This window comes from Thiofaba sp. EF100 (assembly GCF_039822285.1).
Taxonomy (GTDB): domain Bacteria; phylum Pseudomonadota; class Gammaproteobacteria; order Halothiobacillales; family Halothiobacillaceae; genus Thiofaba.
Genome location: NZ_JBAJEY010000006.1, coordinates 116,816 through 129,437 on the forward strand (window position 1 = coordinate 116,816; position 12,622 = coordinate 129,437).

At 66.1% G+C, this 12,622-nt stretch carries 11 protein-coding genes; 8 read left to right on the top strand and 3 right to left on the bottom strand.

The annotated features are described in order from the left end of the window. Nucleotides 1-55: 55 nt before the first annotated feature. From V6D91_RS10765 to feoB, 4 genes are all read left to right on the top strand, one after another. Entirely contained in the window at nucleotides 56-589 is a 534-nt protein-coding gene (locus tag V6D91_RS10765) for an RNA pyrophosphohydrolase (protein ID WP_347320378.1), read from the top strand. After that, nucleotides 589-2,871, top strand: coding sequence for a phosphoenolpyruvate--protein phosphotransferase (gene ptsP / locus V6D91_RS10770; RefSeq protein WP_347320402.1), 2,283 nt, complete (start codon nucleotides 589-591; stop codon nucleotides 2,869-2,871). Before V6D91_RS10765 ends, ptsP begins: the two co-directional genes overlap by 1 nt. Before the next feature lie 263 nt (nucleotides 2,872-3,134). Further along, nucleotides 3,135-3,362 (top strand): FeoA family protein, encoded by a 228-nt coding sequence (locus V6D91_RS10775; RefSeq protein ID WP_347320380.1) that lies wholly within the window; start codon nucleotides 3,135-3,137, stop codon nucleotides 3,360-3,362. Nucleotides 3,363-3,395: 33 nt separating this feature from the next. After that, the gene (gene feoB, locus V6D91_RS10780) at nucleotides 3,396-5,186 is read left to right on the top strand and encodes a ferrous iron transport protein B (RefSeq protein WP_347320382.1); all 1,791 of its coding nucleotides are present in this window, start codon (nucleotides 3,396-3,398) and stop codon (nucleotides 5,184-5,186) included. A 1-nt stretch (nucleotide 5,187) separates the two neighbouring features. Here the strand turns inward: feoB and V6D91_RS10785 are convergent, their stop codons facing one another. After that, nucleotides 5,188-5,685, bottom strand: a complete 498-nt coding sequence (locus tag V6D91_RS10785) for a TlpA disulfide reductase family protein (RefSeq protein WP_347320384.1) — start codon at nucleotides 5,683-5,685, stop codon at nucleotides 5,188-5,190. 76 nt (nucleotides 5,686-5,761) lie between these two features. On the opposite strand from V6D91_RS10785, the gene argC reads away from it, so the two are divergent. The 3 genes from argC to V6D91_RS10800 all read left to right on the top strand — a co-directional run bounded on the left by argC (nucleotide 5,762) and on the right by V6D91_RS10800 (nucleotide 8,437). Continuing rightward, nucleotides 5,762-6,793, top strand: a complete 1,032-nt coding sequence (gene argC, locus V6D91_RS10790; protein WP_347320386.1) for an N-acetyl-gamma-glutamyl-phosphate reductase — start codon at nucleotides 5,762-5,764, stop codon at nucleotides 6,791-6,793. A gap of 74 nt (nucleotides 6,794-6,867) precedes the next feature. Then, nucleotides 6,868-7,212, top strand: a complete 345-nt coding sequence (gene erpA / locus V6D91_RS10795; RefSeq protein WP_347320388.1) for an iron-sulfur cluster insertion protein ErpA — start codon at nucleotides 6,868-6,870, stop codon at nucleotides 7,210-7,212. Nucleotides 7,213-7,267: 55 nt separating this feature from the next. Further along, a complete protein-coding gene (locus tag V6D91_RS10800) occupies nucleotides 7,268-8,437 on the top strand; it encodes a citrate synthase (protein ID WP_347320390.1) in 1,170 nt (389 codons plus the stop codon). 67 nt (nucleotides 8,438-8,504) lie between these two features. On the opposite strand, the gene V6D91_RS10805 is transcribed toward V6D91_RS10800, so the two are convergent. After that, on the bottom strand, nucleotides 8,505-9,713 hold the full coding sequence (locus V6D91_RS10805) for an anhydro-N-acetylmuramic acid kinase (protein ID WP_347320392.1): 1,209 nt from the start codon (nucleotides 9,711-9,713) through the stop codon (nucleotides 8,505-8,507). A gap of 5 nt (nucleotides 9,714-9,718) precedes the next feature. Then, the gene (locus V6D91_RS10810; protein WP_347320394.1) at nucleotides 9,719-11,134 is read right to left on the bottom strand and encodes a peptidoglycan DD-metalloendopeptidase family protein; all 1,416 of its coding nucleotides are present in this window, start codon (nucleotides 11,132-11,134) and stop codon (nucleotides 9,719-9,721) included. Between the two features lie 85 nt (nucleotides 11,135-11,219). On the opposite strand from V6D91_RS10810, the gene tyrS reads away from it, so the two are divergent. Then, nucleotides 11,220-12,422, top strand: a complete 1,203-nt coding sequence (gene tyrS, locus V6D91_RS10815) for a tyrosine--tRNA ligase (protein WP_347320396.1) — start codon at nucleotides 11,220-11,222, stop codon at nucleotides 12,420-12,422. Nucleotides 12,423-12,622 lie beyond the last annotated feature (200 nt).

The following is a 12,622-nucleotide window of genomic DNA, read 5'->3' on the forward strand; positions in this document are numbered from 1 at the left end:
CCACATCAGGTGCTTGTGGAACAATCGCCTTCATCCCTATTTTGTTGTTACTCCCGTGATTGACTCGGAAGGCTATCGCCCCAACGTGGGCATCATTCTCGTGAATGCCGAGGACCGGGTGTTTTGGGCGCGTCGCGTGGGGCAGCAGGCCTGGCAGTTCCCCCAGGGCGGCATCCGCTGCGAGGAATCCCCGCTCGAGGCCATGTTCCGCGAACTGCGCGAGGAAACCGGTCTCCTGCCCGAGCATGTACGGCTGCTCGGCTGCACGCGCGACTGGCTGCGCTACCGTTTGCCCAGCAACCTCGTGCGCAAGCGCGCCTTTCCCGTGTGCATCGGCCAGAAGCAGAAGTGGTTTCTTTTGCGCATGCTCGTGCCTGACCAGACGGTGCAGTTGGACCATGGTCATCGCCCTGAGTTCGATGACTGGCGCTGGGTGGACTACTGGCAGCCGCTGAGCGAGGTCGTGTCGTTTAAGCGCGATGTCTACGACAGCGCGCTGAACGAGTTGGCACCGCTGCTCTTCCCGCCCGAAGGACGCGCTCCTCCCGCCTGCGCCGCCGAGCACCTGAAGCTGCCGGGGGGCGAATGATCCTCGAGACCCTGCGCCGCATCGTCGGGGAGGTCGGTCGTGCACGCGATCTGACGATGGCGCTGGAGGCCATCGTGCGCGGCGTGCGCGAGGCCCTCGATGTGGCGGTCTGCTCGGTCTACCTCGTGCCGCGCGCCAAGGTGGGGGATCCGGACGCGCCACTCATGCTGATGGCGACCGAGGGGTTGTCGCGCAAGGCGGTGGGCCGGGTATCGCTCTCTCCCGACGAGGGGCTGGTCGGCCTGGTGGCGCAGCGCGCCGAATCGATCAACCTCGACAACGCGCCGCAGCACCCGCGCTACAAGCACATCGCCAATATCGGCGAGGAGCCCTACCACGCCTTTCTCGGTGCGCCCATCCTGTTGCGCGGCGAGGTGCTCGGCGTGCTGGTGGTGCAGGACCGCGAGTCGCGCCGCTTCTCCGACGACCAGGAATCCTTCCTCGTCACCCTGGCGGCCCAGCTCGCCAGCAGCATTGTGCAGGCCGAACTGAGCGAGGCGGTGGCCCATCCCCCCAGCAGTCGCAAGAAGGTGGTCGGCGAGGCCATCCGCGGGGTGCCAGGGGCCGCCGGCGTGGCCTCGGGCATCGCCGTGGTGGTCTACCCCCAGGCTGACCTGGAGGCTGTGCCCGATCGCCGCTGCGATGACCCGGAGGCCGAGCTCGCGCGTCTCAAGGCCGCCCGCGAGGCCGTGCGCGCCGAGCTGGCCGCCCTGCGCCAGGGCATGGCCCAGCGCCTGCCGGAGGAGGAGTGCGTCCTGTTCGACGCCTTCACCATGATGCTGGGCAGCGAGAGCCTGTTTGCTGGCATGGAGCGGCGCATCCGTGCTGGGCTGTGGGCCCCGGCCGCCCTGCGCGACACCATCCGCGAGCATGCGGCGGTGTTCGAAGGCATGGATGACGACTACCTGCGCCAGCGCGCGGAAGACGTGCGCGATGTGGGGGCGCGCCTCCTCGAGCAGTTGCAGGAGGTCGAGAACGGCGTTCGCGACTATCCCGAGCGCACCATCCTGGTCGGGCGTGAGATCACCGTCACCCATCTGGCCGCGCTGCCCGAAGGGCGGCTGGCGGGGATTGTCTCCGCGCGTGGCTCCAGCTCATCCCACGTCGCCTTGCTTGCGCGTGCGCTGGGTGTGCCGGCGGTGATGGGGGCGAGCGAGTTGCCGGTCGAGCGCCTGGATCGGCGTGAGATGGTCATCGACGGCTACCGCGGGGTGGTGCACGTCGAGCCGCGTGGCACGTTGCGCGAGGAGCTCGAGCGACTGGTGCGCGAGGAGGCGCAGCTCTCCGCCGAGCTCGCCACGCTGCGCGATGCCCCCGCCATTACCCCGGACGGCACGCGCGTTCACCTCTACGTCAACGTCGGCCTGTTGGCCGACATGGCCCCGGCCAACAACGTGGGCGCGGAGGGCATTGGCCTCTACCGCACCGAGATTCCCTTCCAGGTGCGCGACAACTTCCCCGGCGAGGAGGAGCAGACGCGCATCTACCGTGAGGCCCTCGCGGCCTATGCCCCGCGGCCCGCCGTGCTGCGCACCCTGGACGTGGGCGGTGACAAGCCGCTCGGCTATTTCCCGATCAATGAGGACAATCCCTTCCTCGGCTGGCGCGGGGTGCGTCTGACCCTCGATCACCCGGAGATCTTCCTGACCCAGGTGCGGGCCATGCTGCGTGCCAACAAGGGGCTCGGCAATCTGCGCATCCTGCTGCCGATGATCAGCGGCGTGGGAGAACTCGAGCAGGCCCTGGAGTTGATCGACCAGGCGCACGTTGAACTGCGCGAGGATGGGTTGAACGGGGAGGCCGTGCAGGTCGGGGTGATGGTCGAGGTGCCCTCGGCGGTCTACCAGATCGACGCATTGGCGCGGCGGGTGGATTTCCTCTCCGTCGGCACCAACGATCTGACCCAGTACCTGCTCGCGGTCGACCGTAACAACGCGCGCGTCGCCCCGCTCTACGACAGCCTGCACCCGGCCGTGCTGCGTGCCATTCACGACATCGTCACCGGCGGCCGGCGTGCCGGACGGCCGGTCAGCGTGTGCGGTGAACTCGCGGGCGACCCGCTCGGCGCCCTGATCCTCCTCGGCTTCGGCATCGATTCCCTGAGCATGAGTGCGGGCAGTCTTCCCCGGATCAAGCGGGTGATCCGCAGCGTGCCGCTGAAACATGCCCGCCTGCTGGCCTGGGAGGCGTTGGCCTGCGAACGGGGGGATGAGGTGCGCGCCATGCTGCGCGCGGCCTTGCGCGACTACGGCCTGGGTGGGCTGATTCGGGGCGACGAGTAGAGGGTGCCTCGAAAAACCTACTGCGCGGCCAGATTGCGGCGTCGCATCCTCGATCACCCCTCGCCTATCTATGTGATATGTCTCGGGGATTCGCTGCGGGGCTCCTTGCACTCTGTCCGCTCGTGACGGTTTTTCGAGTCACCCTAGAGAGGCTGTCCGAGTCTCGCGTCAGGAAATAAGAATGCGTTGCGCATCTTCTTGGGAATTATTATCATTTATTCTCAAGAATTGGCTTCGTGCCCGTGCGGCACCGAGGATGCGCGATGAAACTGTCCTGCCTGCGTTGTGGTGAATCCGCTTGCGTGACCTGCGTCGAAGGCGAGGCCTGTCTCGTGCGCCGGCTCCAGGCCCTCGGTGTGCGCCCGGGCAAGAGTGTCAGCGTCATCCGTCGCGCCGCCTTCGGTGGGCCGCTGCACTTGCGTGTGGGCAGCACCGAGTTCTTCCTGCGCCCGCGCGAGGCCGAGTCGATCACCGTCAAGCATGCCGTCTGACGACGGCGTCGCTGCGCTGGAATCCTCCCGCCCGTGGCCAGGCGCATTGCCCTGCTCGGCATGCCCAACACGGGCAAGTCCACCCTTTTCAACCGTCTCACTGGCGCCTCCGCCCGCACCGGCAACTGGCCGGGGCTGACCGTCGAGCTCTCGGCGGCCCAATTGCCGTTGGGCAGCGATCTCGTCGAGCTGGTGGATCTGCCCGGAATTTATGACCTGCATGGCATGACCGAGGACGAGCACGTGGTGCGCCGTTTCCTCGAGCGTGTCTCCGTGGACGTGCTGGTCGTGGTCCTTAATGCCGCCCAGATCGACCGACAGCTCCCCTTGCTGTTGCAGGCCCGTGCGCTCGGGCTGCCGATGCTCGCCGTGCTCAATATGCGGGATGAGGCGGAGCGCTTTGGCGTGACCATCGATGTCGATCGCCTGGGCGAGTCGCTGGGCTTCCCGGTGCTTGCAGTCAGTGCCCGCCGGGCGGAGGGCATGGGGCGGTTGCGCCAGGCCATGGCGGCGGCTCTGCGCGAGGCCCGGCCGGTGCCGCTGGCCGAGTTGGCCGAGCGCCTGGCCCCGGAGGAGGTGGTGCAGGAGGAGGCCGAGGCCCTGTTGCGGGTGGCGGTGAAGGCCCCGCACCAGCTCTCGGACCGGATGAGCGAGCGGCTGGACCGCATCCTGCTGCATCGTATCTGGGGGCTGCCGATCTTCTTCCTCAGCCTGTTCCTGCTGTTCCAGTTCATCTTCACCCTCGGCGCACCGCTGCAGGACGCGGTGGAGTGGGCCCTGGGCCTACTGCGGGACGGGCTGCAGGCCACGCTTGCTGACGTCCTGCCTGCCTTCGGTCAGGGGTTGCTGTTCGAGGGCATCTACGACGGCCTGGCCACGGTGGCGAGCTTCCTGCCGGTGATCGCCCTGTTCTTCATCGTCATGTCGGCGGTGGAGGACTCGGGTTACCTCGCCCGCGCGGCCTTTCTGGTCGATGGTTTCATGGCCAGGTTAGGGTTGGATGGGCGCGGTTTCGTGCTCCACCTGTTCGGCATGGGCTGCAACGTGCCGGCGGTGATGGGGACGCGGGTCATGCGCTCGCCCGGGCTGCGCGCGCTGACCATGCTGGTGCTGCCGTTTTCGCTCTGCGCGGCGCGCCTGCAGGTGTTCCTGTTCTTCGTCGCCGTGCTGTTCGCCCCAAACCAGGCCGCCATCGTGCTGTTCAGCCTGTACCTGCTCAGCCTGCTGGCGGCGATGCTCACCGCCTGGTTGTTCAAGCGGCGTTACAACGTCGTGGAGCCGGTCATCCTGGAACTGCCACCCTACCGTCTGCCGGTGCCGGGCACGATGTTCAGAACGGCCGGTGGCGAGATCGCCCATTTCCTGCGCCGCGCCACCCGCTTCATCGTGCTCGGCGTGGTGGCCATCTGGCTTTTGACCCACCTGCCGTGGGGCGTGCAGCCCGCCGGGCCGGAGAGTTATGCGGGCCGGCTCGGCCAGATGGTCGCCGGGGTCTTCGCCCCGCTCGGTTTCGATCCGCTGCTCGCCCTGGCCCTCCTGTTCGGCTTCGTGGCCAAGGAGGTCGTGCTGGGTGGATTGGCCGTGCTGTACGGCGTGGGGGAGGAGGGGCTGGGCGCCGCCGTACAGGGGCACATGGATGCGGTGCAGGCCATGAGCTTCATGCTCTTCACCCTGCTGTACACGCCCTGTGTCTCCACCCTGGCCGCCATCCGGGCGGAGAGTCGCAGCTGGCGCCTGACCTTCACCAGCGTGCTCTGGTCGCTCTCGCTCGCTTACACGGTCAGCCTGGCGTTCTACCAGACCGCCCGCTGGATGGGGTTCTGAATCAGCCCTTCAACATCCCCTCGATCAGCCCCTTCACCTTCACAAGGTCGAAGATGCCGATCTTCTGGTACACCACCTGGCCCTGCGGGTCGAGCAGGAAGGTGGTGGGGGTCAGGCGCACCTTGCCCATGGCCTCGCTCGCTGTCCCGTCCCTATCGAGCGCAATGGGATAGGGAATAGCCATGCGCTCGCGCAGGGCGCGCACCTGGGGCTCGGGGTCGTAGCTCATCGCCACGCCGATGACCTTCAGCCCGCGCGGGCCATAGGTGTTGTGCAGTTCGACCAGGAGGGGGATTTCCTCGATGCAGCCGGGGCAGCTGGTGGCCCAGAAGGTCAACAGCACAGGCTGGCCGCGCAGGGCGGCAAGGCGGGTGGGGGCCGCATCCAGAAGGTGAAGGGGGGCGTCGGGCGGGGTGCTCTCCTGGCCGCAGGCCGCGAGGGCGACGGCAAGCGACAGGGCAAAGAAACGGCGGCGGTCGATCATGGTGGAAGGCTCCATGGCGTGCTCACACTGGGCACGGTCAAACCGTTATCATTCCGCCATCGATCCGTCCCTGGCAAGTGGAGATAGACCCATGATTCGCGTTGGCATCGTTGGTGGCACCGGTTACACCGGGGTGGAGCTGTTGCGCATCCTCGCCCTGCATCCCGAGGTCGAGCTTGCCGCCATCACCTCGCGTGGCAATGCGGGCGAGAAGGTGGCGGACCTGTTCCCCAACCTGCGCGGTCATGTGGACCTGGCCTTCAGCGACCCGGCCGAGGCGGACCTGACGGCCTGCGACGTGGTGTTCTTCGCCACGCCGAACGGTATTGCCATGGGGGCGGCGCGCGAGCTGCTGGAGGCCGGCGTGCGCGTGATCGACCTCGCGGCGGACTTTCGCATCAAGGACATCGCCCTGTGGGAGAAGTGGTATGGCATGACCCACCAAAGCCCTGACCTTGTGGCCGAGGCGGTGTACGGGCTGCCGGAACTGAACCGCGAGGCGATCCGTACAGCGCGTCTGGTGGCCAACCCCGGCTGCCACGTCACCGCCGTCACCCTGGGGCTTCTGCCACTGGTGAAGGCGGGCTGGGTGGATGCCACGCGCCTGATCGCGGACTCCAAGTCCGGGGTCAGCGGCGCCGGGCGCAAGGCCGAGGTGCACACCCTGATGGCCGAGGCGGGTGAGAGCTTCCGCGCCTATGGCGTGGCGGGCCATCGTCACCAGCCGGAGATCTGCCAGGTGCTGCAATCCGCCTCCGGCCAGGACATCGGCCTGACCTTCGTGCCGCACCTGGTGCCGATGGTGCGCGGCATCGAGGCCACCCTGTATGCCCCCCTGAAGGGTGAGGCCGGCGATCTGCAGGGCTTGTTCGAGCAGGCCTACGCGGACGAGCCTTTCGTCGATGTGATGCCTCCGGGAAGCCTGCCGGAAACGCGCAGCGTGCGTGGGGCCAACACCTGCCGCATCGCGGTCTACCGCCCCACAGGCGGGGATGTGGCGGTGGTCCTGTCGGTCATCGACAACCTGGTCAAGGGTGCTTCCGGTCAGGCGGTGCAGAACATGAACATCATGTTCGGCCTGCCGGAGGACGCAGGGTTGCGCACCATCGGCCTGCTGCCGTGAAGGCGCGGCCGAGTTCCATCGAGGGCATTCTCGGGTAAACTCCCTTTCAATCCAGTTTTCGGGAGATTTTCCCCATGTCTGAACAAGTCCAGGAACCGATCATCTTCACCGACAGCGCGGCCGCCAAGGTGCGCCAGCTGATCGAGGAGGAGGGCAACCCCTCACTGAAGCTGCGGGTGTTCATCACCGGCGGCGGCTGCTCCGGCTTCCAGTACGGCTTCACCTTCGATGAGAACGAACAGGAAGGCGACACCCGGATGGACAAGGGGGGCGTGACGCTCTTGATCGATCCGATGAGCATCCAGTACCTCACCGGTGCGACCATCGATTACACCGAGGGTCTGGAGGGCGCGCAGTTCGTCATCCGCAACCCGAACGCCACCACCACCTGCGGCTGCGGCTCGTCCTTCTCCGTCTGACGTCATTCAACCGGCGCACCCTGCGGGGTGCCATCTCGTTTCAGGATCATCGCGCATGAGTTATGTCCCCGGCCTGCAAGGGGTGCCCGCCACCCGCTCCAGCATTTCCTTCCTGGACGGACAGCAGGGCATCCTGACCTACCGTGGCTACCCCATCGTCGAACTGGCCCGCCACTCCACCTTCGAGGAGACCGCCTACCTGCTCTTCCACGGGGAGCTCCCGGGGCAGGCGGAGCTGGAGGCCTTCGACCGCGAGCTGCGCAACAACCGCCGGGTGAAGTACAACGTGCGGGAGATCATGAAATTCCTGCCGACCGACGGTCATCCGATGGAGATGCTGCAGACCTGTGTGGCCAGCCTCGGCATGTTCTACCCCGGCAGCGAGCGCATGACTGCGGACGGGGCCGGGCCGACGGAGGAGTTCGTCAACAGCACCGCGATCAAGATCCTCGCCAGCATGGCCACCCTGGTGGGGATGTGGAACCACATCCGTCGCGGCGACGACCCCGTGCTGCCGCGCACGGACCTGACCTACGCGGAAAACTTCCTCTACATGATGACGGAGCGCGAACCGGACCCGGTCGAGGCGCGCATCATGGACGCTTGCCTCGTGCTGCATGCCGAGCACACCATCAACGCCTCGACCTTCGCCGCGCTGGTCTGCGGCTCCACCCTGGCCGCGCCCAACCTGGTGGTCGCCTCGGCCATCGGCACCCTGGCGGGCCCGCTGCACGGTGGGGCCAACCAGCGCGTGCTGGAGATGCTGCGCGAGATCGGCTCGCCGGAGAAGGCGGAAAGCTGGCTGGAGAAGCGCCTGGCGAACAAGCAGGTGGTGTGGGGCTTCGGCCACCGCGAGTACAAGGTGAAGGATCCGCGCGCCGATATCCTGCAGGGTATGCTCGAGCAGCTGCGTGAGCATCGTCACGGCGAGCTGAGCCCGCTGTACGACATCGCCAAGGCGCTCGAGGCCGCGGCTGCCGAGCGCCTGGCGCACAAGGGCGTGCATCCGAACGTCGACTTCTACTCCGGCGTGCTGTACGACGCGATGGGCATTCCCGAGGACCAGTTCACCCCGATCTTCGCCATCGCCCGGACCGCCGGCTGGCTGGCGCACTGGAAGGAGCAGCTGGCGCAGAATCGCATCTACCGGCCGACCCAGGAGTATGTCGGCGCACCGACGCGCAGCTACCTGCCGATGGATTTGCGCGTCTCAGGCCATCACTGACGGCCGGGCACATCGAAAACCTACTGCGCGCACGGATTGCTGCGTCGCTTCCTCGCTCACCCCTCGCCTATCTATTTGATATATCTCGGGGATTCGCTGCTGGGCTCCTTGCTCTCCGCCCGCTCGTGACGGTTTTTCGAGGTGCCCGGCTGCTGCATCCTCCGCCGGGGAAGATGGCGCCGAGCACCCGCTCCCCCCGCGCGCCGGTCACCTGCGGCAGGTTGCCTGGCAGGCCCTCCAGGGTCTGCTTCGCCAGCCAGGCAAAGGCCAGGGCCTCCACCCAGGCCGGCTCCACCCCGTAGGCGGCGGTGCTCTCCACCCTCATCTCCCCGGCCAGTGCTTGCATCCTGTCCATGAGCGCGGTGTTGTAGGCTCCGCCGCCGCAGACCAGCATCCGTCCGGCCTCCGGTGCCGCCGTGCGTGCCGCCCCGATCAGGGTCCGTGCGGTGAGCTCGAGCAGGGTGGCCTGCACATCCTCGGGGGCGAGCTCCCGCAGCAGTCCTCCCGCCCGTGTCTGCAGCCAGTCGAGATTGAACCACTCCGGTCCCGTGCTCTTGGGGGCGGGCAGGCCGAAATACGGATCGTCCAGCAGGCAGGCGAGCAGGCCCTTGTGCGCCTGCCCCTCCTCGGCCCACGCCCCGTCCTGATCGTAGGGAAGGCCACGGTGGCGGAGGATCCAGGCGTCCATCAGGGTGTTGCCGGGGCCCGTGTCGAAGCCCCGTACTCCGCTGGGTCCCCCCCCACGGGGGAGCACGGTGATGTTGGCGATGCCGCCGATGTTGGCGACGATGCGGGGCTCCTCGGTGTCACCGAACAGGGCGGCGTGGGCGGGGGGGACCAAGGGTGCCCCTTGGCCCCCGGCGGCCACGTCCCGGCGGCGGAAATCGGCCACCACGGTGATGCCTGTGCGCTCGGCGATGCGGTGCGGGTCGCCGATCTGCAGGGTGTGCGGCCAATCGGCGTGCGGGGCATGCCAAAGCGTCTGGCCGTGAGAGCCGACGGCCCGCACCTGCGCGGCCCGGATGCCCGTTTGTTCGAGCAGCTGCAGCACCGATTCGGCAAAAATCTCTCCGATCCAGGCATCCAGCCGCCCAAGGCGCTGCACCCCTTCCTCGGCCTGGGGGGAGGCCAAGGCGCGCAGTTCGGACAAAAGGGGGGCAGGGTAGGGGCGGTGGTGGGTGCCGATGATTAGGGGATGCGGGCTGCTGAGGTCGGCCAGGCAGGCATCGACGCCATCCATGCTGGTGCCGGATAGCAGCCCGATGTAGAGCGCCATGCCAATCAGCGCTGTGGGGTTTCGTCGCGGGGTTCGATGCTTGCCGTCCGGGCCTCGCCCTCCAGGCGGCTCATTTGGGCAAGGATCTGCGCGGACTCCGCCAAGAAGCGGCTGCGCTCGTTGGCGGGAATGGGCTGGGCCTCGGGCAGGGCGACCGACAGGGGGTCGCGGTGCACGCCGTTGATACGGAACTCGTAATGCAGGTGGGGGCCGGTCGCATAGCCGGTGGCACCGACATAACCGATCACCTGGCCCTGCTTGACGCGGGCCCCCTCGCGCAGGGTGGGTTCGAAGCGCGACATGTGGCCGTAGACGGTACTATAGGTGCCGTCGTGCTGGATCATGACCACCTTGCCATACCCGCCCTTCCAGCCCTGGAAGGAGACCTTGCCGTCGGCGGCTGCGCGGATGGGGGTGCCGGTGGGGGCGGCGAAGTCAACGCCCTTGTGTGCGCGCACCTCGTGCAGGACGGGGTGCATGCGAGCATTGGAGAAGCGCGAGCTGATGCGCGAGAACTCGACGGGGTAGCGCAGGAAGCCGCGCTTGAGGCTCTTGCCGTCAGGGGTGTAGTAGGTCGTGTTGCCTTCTTTATCGGTATAGCGCACCGCCTGGAACAGCTTGCCGTTGTTGACGAAGGAGGCTGCCAGGATGTCGCCGGTGGTCACCGGCTCGCCATCCTTGTAGACGGTCTCGTACAGGATGCTGAAGCGGTCGCCCTCCTGGATGTCGGTCAGGAAGTTGATCTTCCAGCCGAAGATGTCGGCCAGGCGGAGCACCATGTCCGGAGGCAGACCTGCGTCGACCGCCGCCTGATAGAAGGAACTGCTGATCGCGCCGCTGCCCAGGGTCTGGCGGTATTCGAGCGGGTGCTCTTCGATCTCGCTTTTGAAGGTCCCGTCCTCGCCACGCACCACGTGCAGGGTGCGGTCATGCCCCAGCGCATAGCTGAGGCGCTGCAGTTCATGGGCGTCGGACAGATTGAAGGTGATGGATTCGCCCGGACGCAGGCGGGTGAGCTTGAGTGCGTCGTCGCCGAGTTTGACGATCTGGTCCAGTTCGTGAGCAGGAAGATCCAGGTTGGCGAAGATTTTGGAGAGGGTGGTTCCTTTCTCGACGACGACATCAATCGTTTCGCCCGGTGTCGCGTTTTCGGCCGTCCCTTCTGCCTCGGGAAGAGTCGTTGCAAGGGGCGGTTCTTGGTTGGCGGGGGTCAGGGCCGGATCGGGCGGCAGGGTGATGGCAGTGAGCTGGTTGGCGGGAGAGAGCGGGTCGTTCGGTTGGCTGGCGGGGTCCGATACCTTGCCGATGACTACGCCCAGGGATGCAAGTCCGAAGGCCAGAATACCCCAGCGCAGTACAGGGTGGCGGCGGGTGGTCAAGAGGTTCTTGCGGCTGGCTTGCTGTCCGGCGTGGCGGGTCATGTATTGCTCCCAAGCCTGTAGAGATATTAATCGGGTTAAAATACCGGCCACACCCAGACGGGTCAATGAACGAGTAGAGGTCGACATGCGCGACATAGAAAGCGCGTTGCGGGAAATTCGCCGTGGTACCGAGGAGATCCTCGTGGAGGCGGAACTGATCGAGAAGCTCAAGCTTGGGCGCCCCCTGCGGGTGAAGGCCGGGTTTGACCCCACAGCCCCGGATCTGCATCTGGGGCACACCGTCCTGATCAACAAGCTGCGTACCTTCCAGGAGCTTGGGCACGAGGTCATCTTCCTGATCGGCGACTTCACCGGCATGATCGGCGACCCAACGGGCAAGAGTGCGACGCGCAAACCGCTGACGCGGGAGCAGGTGACCGAAAACGCCCGCACCTACCAGGAGCAGGTCTTCAAGATCCTCGATCCCGAGCGGACCCGGATCGAATTCAACTCCCGCTGGATGGGCAGTATGTCGTCTGCTGACATGATTACGCTCGCCTCGCGCCACACCGTGGCCCGCATGCTTGAGCGAGACGACTTCAGCAAACGCTACGGTAACCAGCAGCCGATCGCCATTCATGAGTTTCTCTATCCCTTGGTCCAAGGGTACGACTCGGTGGCGCTTGAGGCCGATGTGGAGCTCGGGGGGACCGATCAGAAATTCAACCTGCTGGTGGGCCGCGAATTGCAGCGTCAGTATGGTCAGCCCCAGCAGGTGGTGATGACCGTGCCGATCCTTGAGGGGCTGGATGGTGTGCAGAAGATGTCCAAGTCACTCGGCAACTACATCGGTGTCAGTGAGCCAGCCAACGACATGTTCGGCAAGCTCATGTCGATCTCGGACACACTCATGTGGCGCTATTTCGAACTGCTCAGTTTCCGTCCCATGGAGGCGATTGCCCGCCTCAAGCAGGACGTGGCGGATGGACGCAACCCACGCGATGTGAAGTTCGAGCTCGGGGTCGAGCTGGTCGACCGCTTCCATGGCGCAGGTGCGGGGGCACTGGCGCGGCAAGCCTTCATTGAGCGCTTCCAGAAAGGACAATTGCCGGAAGATATCGAAGAAGTTCGGCTGGCCGCTCAAGAAGACGGCATGCTCCCCATCGCGACACTGCTCAAGGAAGCGGGCTTGGTGGCGAGCACCTCGGAGGCCTACCGCATGATCCAGCAGGGGGGCGTTCGCCTGGAGGGCGAGCGGGTCGAAGATCGCGCCCTCAGGCTTGCGCGCGGACAGCGTGTGGTCGTCCAGGTGGGCAAGCGCCGAGTGGCCCGTGTCGAGATATTTTGATCAACAGGTGTTGACAGTCCGGAAAGAGCGCCTATAATGCGCCCCACATTGCAGCGACGCAGTGCAACAACGAAGCGAAACACTAGTTGTTGACACGAATCGATGTGGTGTTAAGATGATCGACCTGGTGATGCGAAACGCCTCCTGAGTGAAGCGAGTCGCAGATGATGACAAAGTCGAAACGAAAGCTTCGAAATTGT

What these genes read in the sequence shown, in the direction of transcription:
- V6D91_RS10775 (WP_347320380.1), top strand. Translation starts at nt 3,135, where the DNA reads ATGAAACTGTCCTGCCTGCGTTGTGGTGAATCCGCTTGCGTGACCTGC.
- V6D91_RS10785 (WP_347320384.1), bottom strand. Translation starts at nt 5,685, where the DNA reads ATGGAGCCTTCCACCATGATCGACCGCCGCCGTTTCTTTGCCCTGTCG.
- argC (WP_347320386.1), top strand. Translation starts at nt 5,762, where the DNA reads ATGATTCGCGTTGGCATCGTTGGTGGCACCGGTTACACCGGGGTGGAG.
- erpA (WP_347320388.1), top strand. Translation starts at nt 6,868, where the DNA reads ATGTCTGAACAAGTCCAGGAACCGATCATCTTCACCGACAGCGCGGCC.
- V6D91_RS10800 (WP_347320390.1), top strand. Translation starts at nt 7,268, where the DNA reads ATGAGTTATGTCCCCGGCCTGCAAGGGGTGCCCGCCACCCGCTCCAGC.
- V6D91_RS10805 (WP_347320392.1), bottom strand. Translation starts at nt 9,713, where the DNA reads ATGGCGCTCTACATCGGGCTGCTATCCGGCACCAGCATGGATGGCGTC.
- V6D91_RS10810 (WP_347320394.1), bottom strand. Translation starts at nt 11,134, where the DNA reads ATGACCCGCCACGCCGGACAGCAAGCCAGCCGCAAGAACCTCTTGACC.
- tyrS (WP_347320396.1), top strand. Translation starts at nt 11,220, where the DNA reads ATGCGCGACATAGAAAGCGCGTTGCGGGAAATTCGCCGTGGTACCGAG.